This window comes from Dokdonia sp., assembly GCF_039945015.1.
Classification (GTDB): domain Bacteria; phylum Bacteroidota; class Bacteroidia; order Flavobacteriales; family Flavobacteriaceae; genus Dokdonia.
In genome coordinates this window covers 355,854-376,952 of sequence record NZ_JBDUXP010000002.1, presented here as the reverse complement: position 1 = coordinate 376,952, position 21,099 = coordinate 355,854, and the positions used below count along the sequence as shown (strand labels likewise).

The window sequence follows — 21,099 nt, the reverse complement described above, 5'->3', positions numbered from 1 at the left end:
ACCTGTCTTTACAGCAGAAGTTGTAGAGAGTTCATTTAATCCAGGAGGTCTTTATACGGTAGAGGTTACCTATGTGAGTGCATTTAATAGCAGTCCAGAGGATTTTGAATATGCTATAGATGATGGTCCTTTCCAATCAAGTACGACCTTTACAGGAGTACCTCCAGGGGAGCATACAGTATTTGGGCGTAGAATCTCAGGAGAGTGTAGTATCTCAGAGGTGGTCATTGGAATTATAGATTACCCAAGATTCCTTACTCCAAATGCAGATGGTTTCCACGATACGTGGAATATCATAGGAATTGGAGTGGCACCAAATCTAAATGCGAAGATTTACATATTTGATCGTTTTGGGAAGTTGATCAAACAGTTGAGCCCAACTAGTGAAGGATGGGATGGTACCTTTAATGGTCAACCATTACAATCGGATGATTATTGGTTTAGAGTTAACTTTACAGAACCAGATGGAGAATTCACTCAAAGAGAATTTGTAGGGCACTTTACCTTAAAAAGATAAGACTCTTTTAAAAAGAGAATACTATAAAAGAAAGCCTCCTAGTATAATCACTAGGAGGTTTTTTTATGGAAAAGATTGTTATGTTTTCTCACATACTAAAACAACTTTTTTAGTATCTAGTAATGTTGTAAAAAAGAGATAGGTATCACCTCCATCAGAAATTTTAAATTTCTTACGAAGTTCGGCAACAGATATTCCAAAATTCCTTGTAGTTATGTGCGCTTTCTGAATACCAAGTGTTTTCTTAAACTGTTTGTTATAAGGTAGTATTGTATTGATTTTGAAACTTCTTCCAGGAAAAGAGATTAGTTTATTACTAGTATATAATTGTGTGTTTTGTTGTAATTTATCAATATTGTAATGATTACTTATCCAATTAAAAGCTCCAGATTTTAATAATGAAGCATTGGGTTCATATAAATAGGATTTTGGGAATTCATAAGTCGCTTCGGCAGTAAGCATAGTATCAAGAGTAAAAGTTGTCAGATCTTTTTTATCTCCAATAATATTAATGGTATGTACACATACATCTTGACTGTTTTCTTGTTTCAAACACCATAGAAGTTCTTTTACTTCGTTTTTTACTGCTACAATATGTATTTCAGAAACATTCTTAAGTTCACTTAATCCAGCGGCAATATCAAGTAGAGGAGCTGTTTTAATCCATAGGGTAGTACATTTTGACAATAATATGTCTAAATGTTCTGGAACATTAGGCAGACAGTCTTTAAGCATAAAAACTTTCCCTTTTGCATCTGTACGTCTTCCAGGGTCAACATAAATGGTATTAAAATACAGGTTTTGATTAGATAGATACTCTATGCTATGATCAGTAATACAGGTGATTCCTGTGGCTTCTAGGGTTTCGAAGTTCGCTTTCGCGAAAGCGGATATCTTCTCATTTACCTCCACATGAGTAACATTAGGAATTACTTTTGAAAAATAATAACTATCAATACCGAACCCTCCTGTGATATCAATTATAGATTCCCCTTTTAATAAACTGGCTTTATACTGAGCTGTTACTTGAGATGATGTTTGTTCTATATTTACTTTAGGAGGAAAGAGGATTCCTTTGGTCTCGTACCATAATGGTAATTTTGATTTTATACGACGTTTACCTTCTAGTTGCTGCGCTAGTTCTTGAATTGTAATTTCAGGAAATGGACTTCCTTTAAATATAAAAGTTGCAATTGGACTATGGAGATGTTCTTCTAAATATTCTTGAACATCAGGTCTTACCAGTGCTAGATTCATTACAAGTTTTTAGTGAGCTTTTGTACAATCTTCCAATTAGGAACAAATTCTTTTGCAATAACCTTAAGAGCGGTATATACAGGGATTGCGACAATCATACCAACTACTCCAAATAATAATCCTGCAATAATGATGATGAGAAAAATCTCTAAGGGATGTGATTTTACACTATTACTAAATATAAATGGCTGACTTATAAAGTTGTCAATAAGTTGAGCAATAAAGTATCCTACCATTACTTTGATCGTTGTAGGCAAAATGACTGTTTGAAAATCCATATTTAGATTGCTAGACATAGAAAGAACCATAATAATAACACCCCCAATTAATGGACCTACATATGGAATAAGGTTAAGCAATGCGCATAAAAAAGCAATGACAAGTGCATTTTTAATTCCAAAAATCAATAAAATGGTTGTGTATAATATAAATAATACAAGGATCTGAAGTAGTAGTCCTAGAAAATAACGAGATAATAAATCTTTAATTTTATTAAATGATTGTGTAGCTCTGTATTCATTATTATCCTTAACAAGAGTCATAATACCTTGATGGAGTAGAGCACTATCTTTTAATAGGAAGAACGTAATAAAAATGACGGAGAATAATCCAATGCTTAAAGACCCTAAAGTTCCTAAAAGACTATTAAGTAGATTTGGAATGGCACCAAAACTAAAGGTTGAACCTAGATCCATACTTTCTAATGTCTTGAATAAATCAATATTTCTATCAGAAAAATAAGTATTTATCTGATTAAATAAAGATGACAAATCGTTTTTTAAACTATCCAGGTTAAGTAGTGATAAGTTTTGTCCTTGCTCTGCTATAAGTGGAATAAACATAGCCATAATGCCTAATAAGATTCCAAAAATAATGAGCATCGTAAATCCAACAGCAAGACCGTTTTTAAATTTTAAACGTTTTCTTAAAAAACGAATGATAGGTCTACCAATAAGCGAAATAATAGATGCTATGACAATATATGCCAAGACACTACGTATTGCGTATAAAAAATAAAGTAAGAGTATAATTCCAGCTAAAATACCGACAGCTCGTAAAATGCCGTATGTGATTGTATTTGATTTCATCCCTATAAATATAATGATTTGACAAATGTCATAGTTGGTTTGACGGTTGCTTGCTTATTTTGTTACTTCTACACGCAGATTATATAGGGCAATGGCTGTTGCCTGAGCAACATTCATACTACTATTATGTCCATACATTGGAATATGAAGCGTGTGATGTATGCTATTTAATACTTCTGGTGATATACCGTGTCGTTCATCGCCAATAGCCAAGACTAGTTTATCATACACAGTAACATCAAAAGAATGTATAGGCATGCTCTGAGATGTTATTTCTAAAGCAATACTTGTATATCCTTTTGTATGTAATTCTTTTAATTTTTTGATTGGGGTTTCACTTTCGTGAAAACGAACATTTTCCTGTGTATTTCTTGCTGTTTTTTTAAGTCTACTACTCGTGAGATCAATGTTCGTACCGCAAAAAATAACTTCTGAGACTGCAAATGCATCTGCAAGACGGAAAATAGCTCCAATATTAGCAGGGCTTTTGACATGATCACATAGCAGTATAATATCTCTAGTTATAGCACTATTTTTATGACTCTCATGCGTAAGTTGATTATTATCCATCCTTTACCATTACTTTATTAAAGGCACTTGCCTTTTTATCTTGCTCTCTCCAAGCAATAAATGGAATACTACTTATAATAGGAATTGAAATAACTACCACAAAAAGTGAAACTGCAAGTGTAAAAACTATAGCCATGATTGTAAGGGATATACCTATAAGTCCACCAATAATTAACATCCATTTATTAGGTTTTGCATGAACTCTATTAATACGGCGTTTTACTACAATGCCACAATGTTTACATCGCTCATGAATGGTATTACCTCTTTCTGTCTGAAGTTCAAAACGATTGGTGGCCTTTGTTTTAAAACTGTTTTCTTCTTGGCAAGAACTACAATAGTAATATAGTTTCATTTGTTAATTTTCAAATGCATACTTAACGATATTTGCTCCCATTTGTAATGCTTTTTGACGCACAGACGCTGGGTCATTATGAACCTCTGGATCTTCCCAACCATCACCGAGGTCACTTTCTGTAGTAAATAACACTACGATTCTATTATTTGAATACAATGCTAGTGCTTGAGGGCGTTTACCATCGTGCTCATGAATTTTTGGTAATCCTTGAGGAAACTTATAAGCTATTGAAAAAAGAGGATGTGAAGCTGGTAATTCTACAAGTTCCTGATCAGGAAATACTTTCTTAAGTTCTTTTGGTAAGTATTCTGCCATTCCATAATTATCATCTATATGTAAAAAACCACCGCTTTGTAGGTAGTTACGCAAGTTTTCTGCTTCTTCGTCAGAAAAAAAGACGTTTCCATGTCCTGTCATATGAACTAGAGGATATTGAAAAATATCAACACTTCCAGGATCTACAGTATCTGGTTTTCCATCCATAGCTGTACTAATATTCTCATTGCAAAATGTAATAAGATTTGGTATAGAAGTAGGGTTGGAGTACCAATCACCACCACCTTTATATTTTAAAACAGCAAGATTTTGAGATTGTATAGTTGAAAAACTTAAACACAATATACTACATAAAACAATAATTCTCATAAAGCCTATTTATAACACTAATGTACATATAAAAATAAATTTTATAACTCATTTTAGAGGATTCTTAGGATGTTAAAATTTTGATAATTATATGAATAATAGGCATACTAGATTTTTTGGAATTATTTTTACGTTAGATGTGTAACATTTTATGAAAATAACTACTTATTACACAAATTATAATTTAATATAAAAACTATGAAAAAGACTGTATTTGCAGTTACTTCTTTGCTACTAATGGGATTTGCTATGAACGCCCAAAAAGTGAATTATGAGGAGTATGATTTAGACAATGGAATGCATGTAATCCTACATCAGGATAATGGTGCGCCAGTTGTAACCACATCAGTGATGTATCATATAGGTGCAAAAGATGAAGACCCGACAAAAACTGGCTTCGCACACTTTTTTGAACACCTTCTTTTCGAAGGTACAGAAAACGTAGAGCGTGGGGAATGGTTTAAAATTGTTACCTCAAATGGAGGACGTAATAATGCAAACACATCTCAAGACAGAACGTATTATTATGAAGTATTTCCATCAAATAATTTAGAGTTAGGGCTATGGTTGGAATCTGAGCGTTTATTACATCCTATCATTAATCAAATAGGAGTTGATACTCAAAAAGAAGTGGTACAAGAGGAACGTAGATTACGTGTAGATAATGCTCCCTACGGAAGATTTCAAGAAGAAATTGGAAAACTATTATTTACAAAACACCCATATAGATGGTCTACTATAGGATCGTTAGATCACCTAGCTAGTGCTTCATTAGAAGACTTTAGGAATTTTAATAAGACCTATTATGTACCTAACAATGCGGTACTTGTTGTAGCTGGAGATTTTGAAATGGCTAGCACAAAAAAAATGATTCAAGATTATTTTGGACCTATTCCAAGAGGAAAAGATATTAAACGTAATACGTTTATAGAAGATCCAATCTCTGGAAATATTAGAAAAAAGGTATATGATCCAAATATTCAAATACCTGCTATTTTCTTAGGGTACAGAACACCTGCACAAACAGATAGAGATGCCTATGTACTTAATATGGTTTCTTCTGTATTAAGTGATGGTCCTAGTTCTAGACTTTATAAAAAGCTAGTAGATGATAAGAAAATGGCATTACAAGTCTTTGCTTTTAGTAATGCGCAAGAAGATTATGGTTCATATCTTATTGGAGGATTACCATTAGGTGATGTTAGCTTGGATGATCTTATCGGAGAAATGGACGAGGAGATTGTAAAAATGCAAACAGAATTAATCTCAGAGCGTGATTATCAAAAACTACAAAACAAGTTTGAAAACCGTTTTGTAAACTCAAATAGTAGTGTTGAAGGGATAGCAGGATCACTGGCTACTTATTATATGCTTTATGATGATACGAGTTTAATCAATAATGAAATTGATATTTATCGTTCTATTACTCGCGAAGAAATCAAAGCTGCAGCTGTAAAGTATTTGCAGAAGGAACAACGCATTATTTTAGAATATTTACCAGAAACTGCAAAAGAAAACTAATGAAAAAGAATATTATACTAGGTGCCTTTTTACTACTGGTAACGGCATCATTTGCACAAATAGATCGTAGTAAGCAACCTGAACCAGGACCAGCTCCTACGATTAATTTACAAGACCCAAATACATTTTCCCTTAAAAACGGACTTAAAGTATTGGTTGTAGAGAACCATAAACTTCCTAGAGTGTCTATTCAACTTACGATGGATAATCCTCTTATTGTAGAAGGAGACAAGGCAGGAACTTCAGATCTTGTGTCTTCATTACTTGGGAAAGGATCACAAACTATCTCAAAGGATGATTTTAATGAAGAAGTAGATTTCTTAGGTTCTTCAATTAATTTTGGTTCTCAAAGCGCTTTTGCCAATGGATTATCAAAATACTTTGAACGTATTTTAGAATTGATGGCAGACGCAGGAATCAATCCAAATTTCACACAAGAAGAGTTTGATAAAGAACGTGAACGTATCATAGAAGGAATTAAGAGTAATGAAAAAAGCGTTTCTGCAATAGCGGGTCGTGTACAAGGATTACTTGCGTATGGAGCAGATCATCCGTATGGAGAATATACAACGGAAGAGACCATTAACAATGTAACTCTTGCTGATGTAACCAAGTTTCATAGCGATTATTTCCGTCCTAATAATGCATATCTTATCATTATAGGAGATGTTAATTTTAAAGATGTACAAAAGGCAGTAAAGAAAAATTTTAAAAAATGGGAAACAGGAGTTATTCCTACAACATCATTTGGTACGCCTAAAAACCCATCAAAAACAGAAATTGATTTTGTAGAGATGGATAATGCTGTGCAATCTGAAATTGCAGTTCAAAATACGGTATCTCTTAAAATGAGTGATTCAGATTATTTTCCAACACTCATTGCAAATAAAATCTTAGGTGGAGGAGGAGAAGCACGTTTGTTTAATAACTTACGTGAGGATAAAGCTTATACCTATGGAGCATATTCAAGGATAGGGAGTAATGAAAAGACTGTAAGTCGTTTTAGTGCTTCGGCAAGTGTACGTAATGCAGTTACAGATAGTGCTGTTGTAGAATTTGTAAAAGAAATCGAAAAAATAGGATCTACACCTGTTTCTGATGAAGAGCTTGCAAATGCTAAGGCAAAGTATGTTGGAGACTTTGTACTCGCCTTAGAACGTCCACAAACAATTGCAAACTATGCATATAACATTGAGACGAGAGGTCTTTCTAAAGATTTCTACAAAAACTACCTTTCTAATATAAACAAGGTATCTAAAGGAGATGTACAAAATGCTGCTCAAAAATACTTCCAAGGTGATAATGCTCAGATTGTTGTTACAGGTAAAGGAAGTGAAGTAGCAGAAAACTTAGAAAACATTGTTATTAATGGTGAAAAATTAAAAGTCAACTATTATGACAAAACAGGAAAGAAAATTGCTAAACCTGAATATAAAAAGGAAATTCCTGCAGATGTAAATGTGACTAAAGTATTACAAAGTTATATAGATGCTATCGGAGGGACCAATGCCATTACAAATGTAAATTCTGTATTGATAAAAGCAGAAGCATCTATACAAGGGCAAATCTTAAATCTAGAACTTAAAAAGACAACCAAAAATCAATTTGTTCAAGACATTATGATGGCTGGAAATTCTATGTCTAAGCAAGTAGTCGACGGAAATAAAGGATATGTAGTTGCTCGTGGACAGCGTAAAGACCTTTCTGAAGAAGAACTTAAACAAATACAAACAGAGTCATCACCCTTTCCAGAAGTAAACTGGCTAAATGGAGGTGTTACCCTTGAAAAAATAGAAAAGGTAAATGGAGAAGATGCTTATATTCTTAGAGTCTCTGACGAAAAAACAATAGCATACAGTGTTAAAACTGGACTAAAAGTCCAAGAAACTACGACAACTCCAGCGGGCACACAAACGCTTTCGTATAGTGAGTATAAAGACCTTGAAGGGATTAAATTTCCATTTGTGCTTTCTCAAACTTTTGGGCCTCAAAAATTTGATTTTAATGTCACAGAAATCAAAGTAAATGAAGGAGTCTCTGATCAAGATTTTGATTAAGAATCAAACATTTTAAATACATTAAAAGGGCTAGTGTGACACTAGTCCTTTTTTTATTATTCTATATCCGCTTTCGCGAAAGCGAACTCAAAAACCCCTTCAAAAAGAGTATAATTAATATTTTACTATATTTACCCAACCCAAATTATTAAGTACCTACATTATGAAAAAAGCAATATTACTTATCATAGGCTGTCTAGCTTATGTATCTGTTCAAGCACAACAACCTACTGTTACTGCTGAACAAATTAAAAAAGATGTACAAGCCAAAGTACAAGCAATCACCTTAGAAGTAAAATTTACAGATGTTCAAAAAGAGCTTTTAACAAAGCTTTTAATATATAATGAAGAATCTAAAACAGAAATACTTGCAGAAGATTCAAATGCAAATCCTATTAAAAATGTAGATATGAATACATATTTTACTCAGGAACAACGTAATGCTATATACAAACATCGTATGGTTGTGCAACAAAAAACACTTTCTATAGCCCCTACTAGTAGCACCAATTCATCAAAAAGTAAATTCTAATATACCATTAGAATATATCATATTAAAACTCGGCAATGCCGAGTTTTTTGCTTTCTAACGTAAGGCTATCTGTATTCTAAAGACTCATTTTATTAAAAAAGAATACTATGCGTCACTCTCATAAAATTACACTGCTCTTTATTCTCTTATTTCAGACAGGTTTATTTGCACAAAAAACACCTACTGTAATTGAGTTATTTACTTCACAAGGTTGTAGTAGTTGTCCTCCTGCAGACGCACTTCTAGAAGAAATCAAAAACACATATGGAGCAGATGTTATTACGCTTTCATATCATGTAGATTATTGGGATTATATTGGGTGGAAAGATCCTTTTGCAACACAAGCATTCACAAAGAAGCAATATGGTTATGCCGAAAAATTTAGATCACGTGGTGTATATACACCACAAGCCGTAATTAATGGGCGTAGTCATTATACAGGCTCAGATAAATCATCCATATATCGTGTTTTAAAATCTAAAAATGAGCACGTATTGCCTATAAGCATTACAGTATCTAATATTCGCAAAAAAGACAAAGAAATTGCTGTAGATTATACAATTTCAGATGCAACACAAGCTAATGAACTTACATTTGTTATTGCTATAAACGAGAAAACAACCCAAATAAAACGAGGTGAAAATAGAAATAAGACGTTAAAAAACACACACATCGTTATTGCAGAGCAAACAATACATAGATATGCTACATCTGGACAAGTAACGTTGCATATTCCTAGTTGGGTAGAAGCAAGTGATCAACTTTCTATAGTCGCGTATGCTACAAAAACAAATGTTGGTATTGTAAGTGCTATTACAAAGGCTATATAAACCTTTAACTTACTTTTTATATGGAATTGTAATCATTATAGACACTTCATTACGAGATCTCTTATCATACACATAAATATCAAAATCTTGTGTGTTGATAGTCGTAGTTCCAACAAAGGTTGTATCTGCTTTATTCTTAAAAAACCATGTAATCTCTTGAGTAATTCCTTTAATGGTTAATGTGCCGCTTACGCGAAAACCTTGACCAGTAGATTCAATAAGCGTACTTTTAAAATATATGCGAGGGTGTGTTTTGGAAGAAAAATACTTTGTACTTCGCAAATGCCTATTGCGAAACCAATTGTCTGTATCCAAACTTTCTGAAGCTACAGACCCTGAGATGGTTGCGCTTTCAATTGCATCTAAATCAATTTGTCCCATAAAAATAAAGTCACTCATCGTACCAGAAACTTCTTGATCTTGAAAATAGAAAGAGATATGAGTATTGTCCTCATCTATAGTAAGTTCTTGTGCAAGTGTAAGGGAACTACATAATAGAAAAACATATAAAATGGATATTTTCATAATACAACTATGGATAATCAATATATAAATGTACTACATTAGTTCTCTTAAAGTTTAAAAACTAACGTATGAAACTCAAAATAGCAATTTTCTTTATCCTACTCATCGGATATACCAGTTGTTCAGATAAGACAGGAACTACAACTACCATACAAGGTGATTTCGCGCATACAGTCTATTTTTGGCTACATAACCCTGATCATTCTGAGGATAGAGAAGCATTTAAAACTTCGCTCACAAATTTTATAAATCAATCTCCATATATCACAACAAAACATATAGGAGTTCCTGCCAAGACCAATAGGGACGTAATAGACAATAGTTATACCTATAGTTTATTACTAACTTTTAAGGATAAAGCAACACAAGATCAATACCAAGAAGAGCCTGCACATAAACAATTTATAGCCGAATCATCTCATTTATGGTCTAAAGTCATCGTATATGATAGTGAAAACCTAAAATAATTTGTCCAATACTTAAGATACTTCGCTTGGTTCTAAGGTATTTACCTTTTTAAGCCAAGTAATAATGAATATTGATACGACTCCTGCAATTGAAAAACCAACAAAAATTGGAAGGGCAGACGTTTTGACAAAACTTCCTATATAAATACTTATAGGAACTGCCATCATCGTAGAGATAAACCCAGTAATAGCTGCTGCCATTCCTGCAATATGTCCTAAAGGTTCCATCGCAAGTGCTCTTATATTTCCAAAGAGAAACCCAATAGATGTAAACTGTAGACAGAAAAAAGCGATTAATACCCATACAGGAGGGTTTTCTCCCGAGTAAAATAACACCGTATATAAAAGCGCTGTAAATAGAAAAAAGAAAAGTGATGTATGTACCAATCGTTTCATTCCAAAGCGAAGTACAAGCGTTCCGTTAAGGTAAATAGCAAGACCTATAGAAAACGCAGTTGTTGCAAAAATATATGGGAACTGATCCTTTAACCCATATTGTAATTCAAAAATTTGCTGAGATGCACTTAGATATACCAAAAAAGTTCCTACAATAAATCCAGAAATAATAGTGTAAGCCATGGTCGTTTTTTGTGAAAGCACTTCTCTAAAGCCCTGAATAAAAGAAACTCCTGTAAATGGAATCTTATTTTCAAGTTTTAGCGTTTCTGGTTGTCGTTTCCAAAACCATATAGAGACTATGATACTAAACAATACTTGAACATAAAAAATAGCTTGCCAATTAAACTGTATAAGTATGAGCTTCCCTAAAGCAGGAGCTATCACAGGAATAAGTATAAAAACAACTGTGATAAATGACATAATACGAGCCATATAGTCGCCACTATACATATCCCGAATAATAGCAATACTAATGGTTCTAGGAGCTGCTAGACCAATGCCTTGTAAAACACGTCCCAGAAGCATCATTTCGAGGCTTTGTGCATACACACAAATAAAACTAGCCCCTATAAATAATGCAAATCCCATGTATACAATAGGTTTACGACCAATACTATCTGAATAAGGACCAAAAAATAAAGGACCAACTCCAAGACCTAAGAAAATGGCTACCACCAGTAATTGGTTATCTACACTATCCTTTATCCCTATTGCAAGACCAATAGTGTCAAGCGCTGGAAGTAGCGCATCTAGTGCTAATGCAGCAATAGACATTAATGATGCCATTAAGGTGACAAACTCAAATTGGGACCTTTTTTTCACGATGCAAAAATAGACGAATACTCCTAGACTAATGAAGAAAGATCGCAAAATAAACGGAATCTACTTCTAAATATAATTCTGATAGGAGAGCTGTAGAAATAGAATTTTTAAATGTAGGATACACTACAATAGAAATTCAATTAAATAAACCTATTTTTATGTTTCCTGAAAAATAATTTATACTATGAATACTAGAATCTTCTATTTTTTAATTGCTCTTGTTTTTATTGGATGTAAAAATGAATCTATAGAAAACCAATCTGAAAATATTTTAGATAGACCTGTAGCTAAAAAAGTAAGTACTGAACTTTTAGAACATGATAAGAGTCGTGTAGACGATTACTTCTGGATGCGATTAACCGATGAACAAAAAAACTCAGAACATCCAGATCAACAAACTCAGGATGTTCTCGAGTACCTTAAAGAGGAAAACAATTATAAAGATGCAACCTTAAAGCATACAGAAAAACTACAAGAGAAGATTTATAATGAAATAATTGGACGAATTAAAAAAGATGAATCTTCTGTTCCTTATACTTTAAATGGATATTCATACTATAATAAGTATAAAGAAGGAAATGACTATTTAATTTATTATCGAAAAAAAATAGGAGAAAATACAAATGAAGAAATTATACTTAACGGCCCAGAAATGGCAAGCGGACTTGCATATTTTGATATAGGAAATAGAAATATAAGTCCTGATAATGAATTATTAGCCTATGGGGTAGACACAGTTTCGAGACGCCAATACACGATTCATTTTAAAAATTTGAAAACAAGAGAAACTTTACCAGATCTTCTTAAAAACACTACAGGCATTGGTGTTTGGGCAAATGATAATAAGACAGTTTTTTATACTACAAAAGATACGGTATCACTTAGATCAAATAAAATTTACAAGCATGTATTAGGAACGCACCAATCAGAAGATCAATTAGTATTTGAGGAGAAGGATGATACTTTTTTTAGCTTTGTCACGAAGTCTAAATCTACTGATTATATTATGATTAATAGTTATAGTACATTATCTACAGAGCACCGTTATCTTTCTGCAGATACTCCAAATGGAAATTGGGAAATAATACAACCAAGAGAGAAAAATTTAGAATATTATGTAGATCATTATGATGATTCTTTTTATATCCGGACCAATTTAAATGCTCAAAATTTTAAATTGGTTACAACACCTATTAATGCAACCTCAAAAGAACATTGGAAAGATGTTATCTCACATCGTGAAGATGTTTTATTACAAGATTTTGAAGTATTTAAAAATCACTTAGCAATACATGAACGCATTGATGGTTTATTAGCGCTTCGTGTTATGAAACAAAATGGTGATAATGATCATTATATTAAGTTTAATGATCCAGCCTATATGACAAGTTTATATAGAAACGTTTCTTTTGATACAAATCTTTTACGTTATAGTTATACCTCTTTAACTACACCGATTAGTATCATAGACTATAATATGGATACAAAAGATGAGACTGTTTTAAAAGAAACTGAAATAGTAGATCCTAATTTCTCTAAGAACAACTATACTTCAGAACGTTTATATGCTACTGCAAACGATGGGACTAAAATACCTGTATCTATAGTGTATAAAAAAGGAATTGAAATTAATAAGGATACCCCCTTATTATTATATGCTTATGGTTCTTATGGTAGTAGTATAGAACCCTCTTTTAGAAATAATAGGTTTAGTCTTTTGGATAGAGGTTTTGTTTACGCAATGGCCCATGTAAGAGGAGGACAAGAAATGGGAAGGTATTGGTATGATGATGGTAAATTATTAAAAAAGAAAAATACATTTACAGATTTTATAAATGTAGGAGAGTTTCTTGTTAAAGAAGAGTATACAAGCCCAAAACACCTTTATGCAATAGGCGGTAGTGCAGGAGGGTTATTGATGGGAGGAATTATAAACATGAAACCAGAACTTTGGAACGGAGTTGTAGCTGCAGTTCCTTTTGTAGATGTTATTTCTACTATGTGGGATGAAACAATTCCTTTAACCACTTTTGAGTTTGATGAGTGGGGAAATCCAAAAGATAAAGAATATTATGATTATATGATATCATATTCTCCTTATGATAATGTAGAAGCTAAAGAATATCCTAATTTATTAGTCACTACTGGATATTGGGATAGTCAAGTTCAATATTGGGAACCCACAAAATGGGTTGCGAAGTTACGTGAATATAAAACAGATGAAAATCTTCTTCTTTTAGATTGTGATATGGAAAGTGGTCATGGAGGAGCATCTGGACGTTTCGAACGTTATAAGAAAGATGCTTTATACTATGCTTTTATCTTAGATTTGGAAGGCATTACAGAATAAATAATTCTGTTTTAAATCAGTTTTATCATTTTTATAAAAGAATAGAGATCATTTTTAATGATTGATAGGTGTTATACGCTTTCGCGAAAGCGTACCAGACAATTCAACACCTTATTACGACACTTCAGTAGATTGTTTTTAGAGATTGTGTAATAAAGTAGGTCTTTTGTACTCAATCAAATCAATCAATCATGAAACATCATACCATCAAATTAGTCCTCTTACCGCTTTTATTCTTACTACATACAGGTATTCTTCTTGCTCAAGAATCGCTCACGAGTCAGCAATGGCAAGAAGATCTAGATTACTTACAGGAACGAGTACATAATGATTTTCCGTCATTATTTAAAAAGATAGATCAAACTCAATGGGATACTGAAGTAGCAAAGTTTCGTGATCAAATCCCAAATTTGCAAGAACACGAAGTTAAAGTAGGCCTTACACGTATGGTTTCGCTTTTTGAATATGGACATACCCAAATTACGTTTAGTACCCTAGCAAAGGATGCTGTACTACCTATAAACTTATATCATTTTGAAGATGGTATTTTTATAGAGGGGGTTCAGAATAATAACAAATCTGTATTAGGAGCTAAACTAATTAAAATAGGTAATACCCCTGTAGCAGATGCTTTAAAAGCAATACGACCAGTTGTTCCTGTAGAAAATGATCAATATTTTAAGGCATATGGATTACGATTTCTAACTGTCCCTTCTATATTACACGCGCAAGGCGTTATTCCAGAATATTCTGAGAATGTTTCTTTGACGCTTGAAAAAGATGGAAAGATGTTTACACATACATTTACATCGGTTCCATTAAAAGAAGTATCTAGAGATTATGGATTTACAATTCCTAATGAAAACTGGATAAGTGTGCGTCAACAAGAGGAAACGCCTTTATATCTTAAAAAACTCCAGGAGAAACTTTTCTTTTTTGAATACTTAGAAGATTCTAAAACACTATATGTACGTCAAAGCTCTGTATTTGATGATAAAGAAGAATCCCTTAAAGATTTCTATAAGCGCTTATTTGCATTTATAGATGCAAACGATGTTGAGAAGTTTGTGTATGATGTTCGATTAAATGGAGGGGGAAATAACTATAACAACAAACCTCTTATAAAAGGGATTTTGGCACGTCCAGAGATCAATAAACGAGGAACTTTCTTTTATCTTATAGGGCGTAATACATTCTCAGCGTGTCAGAACTTAACAAATGAGATAGAAAACTATACAGAAGCTATTATTGTAGGAGAACCTACTGCTGAGAATAAGAATTTTTTAGGAGATGCTAAGCGAGTAACACTTCCTAATTCAAAGATACATGCATATTTATCATTTGCTTGGTGGCAAGATATGCCTCAGTGGGAAAATAAAGATTGGACCATACCACATCTTGCTGTAGCAATGACCTTTAATGATTATGTCACAAACCAAGACCCAGTATTAGATGCCGCCGTAAATTATACAGAAACGAACTTTATTCTAAACCCTATGGAGCATCTTACGCAATTGTTTATGGCTGGAAAATATGCCGAAGTAAAAAGCGAAGCTGTTAAGATCGCAAACGACGATGCATATAGGTATTATAATTTTGAAGAAGAGTTTGGAGCTGCTGGGTACCGTTTATTCTCTAATGGGAATATAGAAGGAGGTCTATACGTTTTAGAACTCATTACTCAAGTTTTTCCTGAGTCTACAAGCGCATTATATAGCCTTGCGAGTTCGCAAGAACAAGCAAAACAACTAGATAATGCCAAAAAGAACTATCAAAAACTCTTAGCACTTGACCCTAATGGATCTTTAGCAAGCACGGCAAAGAAAAGACTAGCAAAATTAAATAAGTAAAAGTATGTTTTATACGCTTTCGCGACCCTACCTGTCGGCAGGTAGGAGCGTATTCTTTAAATAAACCGAAGAGACGGTCTGTATCATTACAGGCCGTCTCTTTTTTGTAAAACCATTTGATAGTATATACATTGACTATTTTGTCCATACATTGATTTTATGCTCCTTATAAGAATAGATGAATGCTAGTACTTTTGTGTGTGTAATCAATGACATAAAATATGGACACTACAATCTGGCTAGAAAGCCTACTAACCAAGACACCACAAGAAGGATATGAACTGGCGATTAAGCTATCAAGAATGGGAGTAAAGTCAACACAACCTGATATGGAGGTGCTTAAAAAACTACGCCCAGTATATGCAAATGATGCAGCAGGACTCACAGCAGCATCACAAGTTATTGCAATAAACTTTCAAACTATTTCTGCTGCAAATAATTATTGGAAGTAAGGGGTTTTTATACGCTCCAACCTACCTACAGGCAGGTTCACGAAAGTATAATAAATCAACTTTAAAAGATATCAGAAGTTTATAGAATAATAAGTAGCTTCGTATCAAGGGATGGAACATATATTGCAAAATATGAAAAAGGAAAAGGTACTCTCTGTGATATCTATATCGCAGCATATCGTTTCGTCCCTTTTTGATAGACCTAATTTTTATGGCATTTTCTTTTTCACAAAAGCAAATGGTACGATCAAGTTAGATGGTAGAGATATTATTATTAAAACACATAATGTCTTTTTTTATTACCCATATCAAATCATCGAATTATATGGTGATTTTGAAGGAGAGTTAATACAATTTCATCCAGATTTTTTCTGTATTGATATCCATGCAAAAGACATAGGATGTCAAGGATTACTGTTCAATAATTTCTTTAATGACACTAATGTAAAATGTTCTAATACAGAATTTTATGAATTGAAACAGTTTTGTATTTCTATACTAGAAGAACTACAGTATAAACGTATAGGGCAGTTAGATATGGTGGCAAGTCATTTAAAAATGCTTTTGATTCAAGCTGTTAGAATTAAAAAAGAAAAACAAGAACAACAACAAATAAGCAAGGACAAAATTTATCATCAGATAGAAGTTTTACTTGATAAACATTTTAGTTCTCAATCATCGCCTGAATTCTATATCGAACAATTAGAGGTATCTCAAACTACATTTAATAGATTGTGTAAGAAACATTTTAAACATAGTTTTATCACTTTGCTGAATTTAAAGAGAGTCGCAAGTGCAAAAAACAAGCTCTTTCTTACCAATCTTCCTATTAAAGATATTGCATACCAAATTGGATATAATGATCCGTTATATTTTAGTCGTGTATTTAAAAAGTACTGCGGTATTTCTCCTATAGAATTCAGAAAACAATTACATCATAACAGATTGATTTAATAATCTATATGTTGGTGATATTCTCCTTATATAACAAGAGGTGATGACATTATTTTTGTAGTAAATAATAATAAAAACTACTATGAAAACAATTAATAACTTATTCATGTTATGTATACTAGTTGCCTTTATTTCTTGTAATACTAAAAAAGAGAAAGAAGTACAGGTTTCTAAAAAGGGTGTAGATAAAGTAGAGACTACAACACTATCTGCAGGAGAGCTTGCTCCCGAGACAATTAATTCTTTTGAAAAGAAGTTTGGTACACATTCAGGAAAAAGACGTAATCATATTACAGGCTTCTGTTTTTCTGGTGAAATTACCTTAAAGGACCCAACGATAAGAGAATATAGTAGAAGTCCAATTTTTAGTGAGAAACCATTACAAGTGATGGGTCGGTTTTCTCATAAAGGTGGCGTGAAGAATGATGAAAGTATTCCTGGGGAGTATGGAATGGCTCTTGAGATTCAATTAGGAGATGGAAGCATTCATAATATAACGATGAATACATTAGATTTCTTTCCTGTAAATACTCCAGAAGGTTTTTTAAAGCTTATGCAGGCTAAAGTGAGTGGGAAGGCAGAAGACTTTGATAAGCTAAAACAAGAACATCCAGAATTTAAGAATTTCAAGGCACATTATGCTAAGAAACCTAAACAAGAGTTAACTCATTATGCAAATCATCAATTTAATAGTGTGAACTCTTTTTATTTTGTAAATGAAAATGACATAAAAACGCCCGTACGATGGTCTTTCATCCCTATAAATAAGAAAATAGGACTAGATGGCGAAAAAGGAGTTGACTACTATAAAGAAACAGAGAAAGCACTTACTGGAAATAAGACACTTTCCTGGGAAATGGTCGTGACCATTGCCAATGAAAATGACGCTATTAATAAAGCTGCGTCTATATGGACTGGAAATCATAAAGAAATCGTAGCAGCTGTACTAACGATAGATGCTGTTGCTATGGAAGGTCCTTGTAACGATAAGAATTTTGATCCTTTAGTATTGAAAGATGGAATCATACCTTCAGATGATCCAGTATTACTATTTAGATCTCCGACATATGCAATATCTACAGGGCGTAGATTAACAGAAAAGCATACTAAAGAATAACGATTATCTAGTTTGAGGCCTAAAACAATCAGCATCTTTATATCGTGTTTACTTATGTATATGAGTGAAAATAAGGTTATAGTATTTCGTTATATTTGAGACTCAACTATAACCATACGATATGCCAGCAACGTCATCAAGAAAAGAAGTACGTTTTATTCATTTGTTGCTTCCTATTTTATTCTTGATGACACTGATTGTTTATGGTCTCATTATACAACCTCAAGTATTTAAAAAAGAGGCTTTCCCTTTAGAAATTGTTTTTTTACTAGCCACTGTGTTTTCAGCGACGCATTTGTTGTGTATTGGTTTTACTTGGAAAACGATACAAGAAGCCATTGTAAAGAAACTAGCCAAAGGATTTCCTGCGGTACTTATTCTATTTGCCATTGGTTTGGTCATAGGTACCTGGATTATTAGCGGGACGATTCCTATGCTTATTTATTACGGGATAAAGATTATCAATCCAAGTTATATATATGTTTTAGCATTTTTAATTCCGGTATTGTTCTCTACATTAACTGGGACTTCTTGGGGTTCTGTAGGAACCATAGGAACGGTAATTATAGGAGTTGCTGCTACGGTAGATGCACATTTGGGAATTACAGCTGGCGCTATTATAGGCGGTGCTTTTATGGGAGATAAACTCTCACCGCTTTCTGATACGACAAACTTAGCTGCTATTGCAACAGATGTAAACCTCTATGATCATATACGGTCGATGTTGTATACAACAGTTCCTTCTGCTGTTATAGCGATGACTCTTTTCTTTATCCTTGGATTTATATACCCGCCAGTAACCACGGCTACAGAAAGTGCAGAGACACAAGAGATACTACAAGCTATAGAACGTATGTTTTCGTTTAATATAGTACTATTAGTGCCACCGTTGGTTGTACTGTATGGTTCGCTTAGGAAAATGGCCACCTTACCAACCTTACTAGCATCTTCTATTGTGGCATGTATTTTGGCACTTATTTTCCAAGATTTTGATATAGGCACTGTGATGACTGCACTGAGAAATGGATTTGATACCACGATGGCACCTTGGGCAGGAAACATTCCAGATAAATTACAAACGTTATTTAATAGGGGAGGGCTTTTCGAACTCAATGAAGTGATTGTCTTTACACTGATGGCACTTACGTTTATAGGAACGATAGATGTGACAGAGGCGATGCCCAAAATTGTAAATAAGGTATTCGCTTTCGCGAAAGCAAAATATGCCATTATCCTATCTACATTACTATCAACAGCATTTACAAACGCAATTACATCCAATCAAAGTGCTACTAGTTTTATTATAGGCGATGCTTTTAAAAAGAAATATGATCAAGCTAAGATCTCAAGACGGGTGTTATCAAGATCTATAGAAGATTATGGGACGATGCTGGAAAGCTTAATTCCTTGGACAGCTACGACACTCTTTATGGTTGCGACACTTGGTGTCCCTTATGCCGATTACTGGCATTGGCAATTTCTCTCTCTGAGTAATATCGTGATTGCCCCTTTACTCGCTATTTTAGGTATTGGATGTTTTTATACCTCAAAACCTTCTAATGATGAAGAAGATGAAAACGAGGAGGAAGATGTTTAGTTTGCTTTCGCGAAAGCGAAAAAACAGCCCTATTCAATACTTATGTTATATCGTTTATAACTCGTATGAGAAACACGATTAGTAATAGTTTATAAGGTATTACCTGAGTTTATGCTATTTTCTGTAGCTTCATAGAAGCTAAACACACCAACCTATGAAAATCTTTACAATCACTACTATTGTTATTTTCTTATGTCTCCTATTCTCCTGTTCTGAAGATGATAAAGCCACTCAACTAATTGATGATGGGGTATCTGAAGGCGCCTTTATAAGAACCTTAGATTTCACCAATTCTGATTTAGTCTTAGATGATCTTTCAAGCACTTTTAGTGTAGACCTAGAAGCACAGATCGGAGCACAAGACGGATTAGATAATATACAAGTATATGCACGTTTTAAGGATAATAATTTTGATAATGGAAACCAATCAACCTCTGAGGTTTTAGTAAAAACATTAGGTCAAGACTTTTTTGCAATTGGTCCGAATGATTTACCAAGAACGACCTTAGAGTTGACTTATGAAGAATTAATCGGGTCTACAAATACCCAAGCCGATTTAATTCAATGTAAAGATCAATTTCTTTTACGTTTGGTTATTAATTTGAGCGATGGACGTTCCTTCTCTGTTGAAGATGGATCATCATCTGCTATCATAGCATTTGATACTATTTTTAGTTCACCATTTTGTTATACGCTTAATATTACAGCGCCTATTGCTGCGGGGCAATTTGTAGGAACGTATACTTATCAATCAATTATAGATGGTCCTATAGGCCCAACTTTTGGTCCATCAAATACAGTAAATATTAGCGTAGGGGAGTCCCCAAATACAAGAGTTTTTGAAGCCAATTATATTGTGTCACGTCTTAACGAACCAAAGCGCCCGTTTAGGTTTGTCATAAGTTGTGATGAAATTTTATTTAGAAAGAATCAACTCTCTAGTTTTTTTAGTTGGTGCAGGCCTGAAGGTGGATTTTCTTTTGGAGGCCCTCCTATATTATTAGGTCCAGATGTCGAGAATGCGCCTGTAAATCTAGATGATGATACCACATTTGAATTATGGTTTGTAGAAGGGTATTCAGGATGGGATGGAGATTGTGATTTTGGAGTCGTTCCCGTTAAAATCCAATTTACAAAGCAATAATACAGGAATACCAATGTTATAAGAAACGTTTTATGGTGTCATGATTT

Annotated in this window: 20 protein-coding genes; 13 read left to right on the top strand and 7 right to left on the bottom strand. The window is 33.4% G+C overall.

Annotation, left to right across the window (positions count from 1 at the left end):
• The coding region (locus ABJD27_RS01785) for a T9SS type B sorting domain-containing protein (protein ID WP_348201991.1) at positions 1–517 on the top strand (517 nt) is incomplete at its 5' end.
• A gap of 78 nt (positions 518–595) precedes the next feature.
• Here ABJD27_RS01785 and ABJD27_RS01780 read toward each other — a convergent pair.
• The 5 genes from ABJD27_RS01780 to ABJD27_RS01760 are packed head-to-tail and all read right to left on the bottom strand — an operon-like array spanning position 596 to position 4,435.
• Positions 596–1,774, bottom strand: a complete 1,179-nt coding sequence (locus ABJD27_RS01780) for a class I SAM-dependent methyltransferase (RefSeq protein WP_348172989.1) — start codon at positions 1,772–1,774, stop codon at positions 596–598.
• Positions 1,774–2,862, bottom strand: coding sequence for an AI-2E family transporter (locus tag ABJD27_RS01775; RefSeq protein ID WP_348172992.1), 1,089 nt, complete (start codon positions 2,860–2,862; stop codon positions 1,774–1,776). Before ABJD27_RS01775 ends, ABJD27_RS01780 begins: the two co-directional genes overlap by 1 nt.
• 54 nt (positions 2,863–2,916) lie before the next feature.
• Complete coding sequence (locus ABJD27_RS01770) at positions 2,917–3,432, bottom strand: TrmH family RNA methyltransferase (RefSeq protein WP_348172995.1); 516 nt, start codon at positions 3,430–3,432, stop codon at positions 2,917–2,919.
• Positions 3,425–3,787 carry a hypothetical protein gene (locus ABJD27_RS01765; RefSeq protein WP_348172998.1) on the bottom strand — a complete coding sequence of 121 codons (363 nt, stop codon included), beginning with the start codon at positions 3,785–3,787 and terminating at the stop codon, positions 3,425–3,427. Before ABJD27_RS01765 ends, ABJD27_RS01770 begins: the two co-directional genes overlap by 8 nt.
• 3 nt (positions 3,788–3,790) lie before the next feature.
• Positions 3,791–4,435, bottom strand: a complete 645-nt coding sequence (locus ABJD27_RS01760; protein WP_348173001.1) for a DUF4159 domain-containing protein — start codon at positions 4,433–4,435, stop codon at positions 3,791–3,793.
• 198 nt (positions 4,436–4,633) lie between these two features.
• On the opposite strand from ABJD27_RS01760, the gene ABJD27_RS01755 reads away from it, so the two are divergent.
• From ABJD27_RS01755 to ABJD27_RS01740, 4 genes are all read left to right on the top strand, one after another.
• On the top strand, positions 4,634–5,956 hold the full coding sequence (locus ABJD27_RS01755; RefSeq protein WP_348173004.1) for a pitrilysin family protein: 1,323 nt from the start codon (positions 4,634–4,636) through the stop codon (positions 5,954–5,956).
• Entirely contained in the window at positions 5,956–8,013 is a 2,058-nt protein-coding gene (locus ABJD27_RS01750) for a pitrilysin family protein (protein WP_348173007.1), read from the top strand. Before ABJD27_RS01755 ends, ABJD27_RS01750 begins: the two co-directional genes overlap by 1 nt.
• 163 nt (positions 8,014–8,176) lie before the next feature.
• Positions 8,177–8,545, top strand: coding sequence for a hypothetical protein (locus ABJD27_RS01745; RefSeq protein ID WP_348173010.1), 369 nt, complete (start codon positions 8,177–8,179; stop codon positions 8,543–8,545).
• 107 nt (positions 8,546–8,652) lie between these two features.
• A complete protein-coding gene (locus ABJD27_RS01740; RefSeq protein ID WP_348173013.1) occupies positions 8,653–9,375 on the top strand; it encodes a DUF1223 domain-containing protein in 723 nt (240 codons plus the stop codon).
• Positions 9,376–9,384: 9 nt separating this feature from the next.
• Here the strand turns inward: ABJD27_RS01740 and ABJD27_RS01735 are convergent, their stop codons facing one another.
• Positions 9,385–9,900 carry a YceI family protein gene (locus ABJD27_RS01735; protein ID WP_348173016.1) on the bottom strand — a complete coding sequence of 172 codons (516 nt, stop codon included), beginning with the start codon at positions 9,898–9,900 and terminating at the stop codon, positions 9,385–9,387.
• Between the two features lie 68 nt (positions 9,901–9,968).
• Here ABJD27_RS01735 and ABJD27_RS01730 point away from each other — a divergent pair, with 68 nt between their 5' ends.
• On the top strand, positions 9,969–10,367 hold the full coding sequence (locus ABJD27_RS01730; protein ID WP_348173019.1) for a Dabb family protein: 399 nt from the start codon (positions 9,969–9,971) through the stop codon (positions 10,365–10,367).
• A 12-nt stretch (positions 10,368–10,379) separates the two neighbouring features.
• Here the strand turns inward: ABJD27_RS01730 and ABJD27_RS01725 are convergent, their stop codons facing one another.
• Positions 10,380–11,621, bottom strand: coding sequence for a multidrug effflux MFS transporter (locus tag ABJD27_RS01725; protein WP_348173496.1), 1,242 nt, complete (start codon positions 11,619–11,621; stop codon positions 10,380–10,382).
• Between the two features lie 151 nt (positions 11,622–11,772).
• Between ABJD27_RS01725 and ABJD27_RS01720 the strand changes: the two genes are divergently transcribed.
• From ABJD27_RS01720 to ABJD27_RS01690, 7 genes are all read left to right on the top strand, one after another.
• Positions 11,773–13,938, top strand: coding sequence for a S9 family peptidase (locus ABJD27_RS01720; protein WP_348173022.1), 2,166 nt, complete (start codon positions 11,773–11,775; stop codon positions 13,936–13,938).
• 191 nt (positions 13,939–14,129) lie between these two features.
• On the top strand, positions 14,130–15,788 hold the full coding sequence (locus ABJD27_RS01715; protein ID WP_348173025.1) for a hypothetical protein: 1,659 nt from the start codon (positions 14,130–14,132) through the stop codon (positions 15,786–15,788).
• Between the two features lie 221 nt (positions 15,789–16,009).
• Positions 16,010–16,240, top strand: a complete 231-nt coding sequence (locus ABJD27_RS01710; protein WP_348173028.1) for a hexameric tyrosine-coordinated heme protein — start codon at positions 16,010–16,012, stop codon at positions 16,238–16,240.
• Positions 16,241–16,372: 132 nt separating this feature from the next.
• Entirely contained in the window at positions 16,373–17,194 is an 822-nt protein-coding gene (locus tag ABJD27_RS01705; RefSeq protein WP_348173031.1) for an AraC family transcriptional regulator, read from the top strand.
• An 82-nt stretch (positions 17,195–17,276) separates the two neighbouring features.
• Entirely contained in the window at positions 17,277–18,311 is a 1,035-nt protein-coding gene (locus ABJD27_RS01700) for a hypothetical protein (protein WP_348173034.1), read from the top strand.
• 121 nt (positions 18,312–18,432) lie between these two features.
• Complete coding sequence (nhaC, locus tag ABJD27_RS01695) at positions 18,433–19,908, top strand: Na+/H+ antiporter NhaC (RefSeq protein ID WP_348173037.1); 1,476 nt, start codon at positions 18,433–18,435, stop codon at positions 19,906–19,908.
• A gap of 154 nt (positions 19,909–20,062) precedes the next feature.
• The gene (locus tag ABJD27_RS01690) at positions 20,063–21,052 is read left to right on the top strand and encodes a hypothetical protein (RefSeq protein ID WP_348173040.1); all 990 of its coding nucleotides are present in this window, start codon (positions 20,063–20,065) and stop codon (positions 21,050–21,052) included.
• The last annotated feature ends 47 nt before the right edge of the window (positions 21,053–21,099 follow it).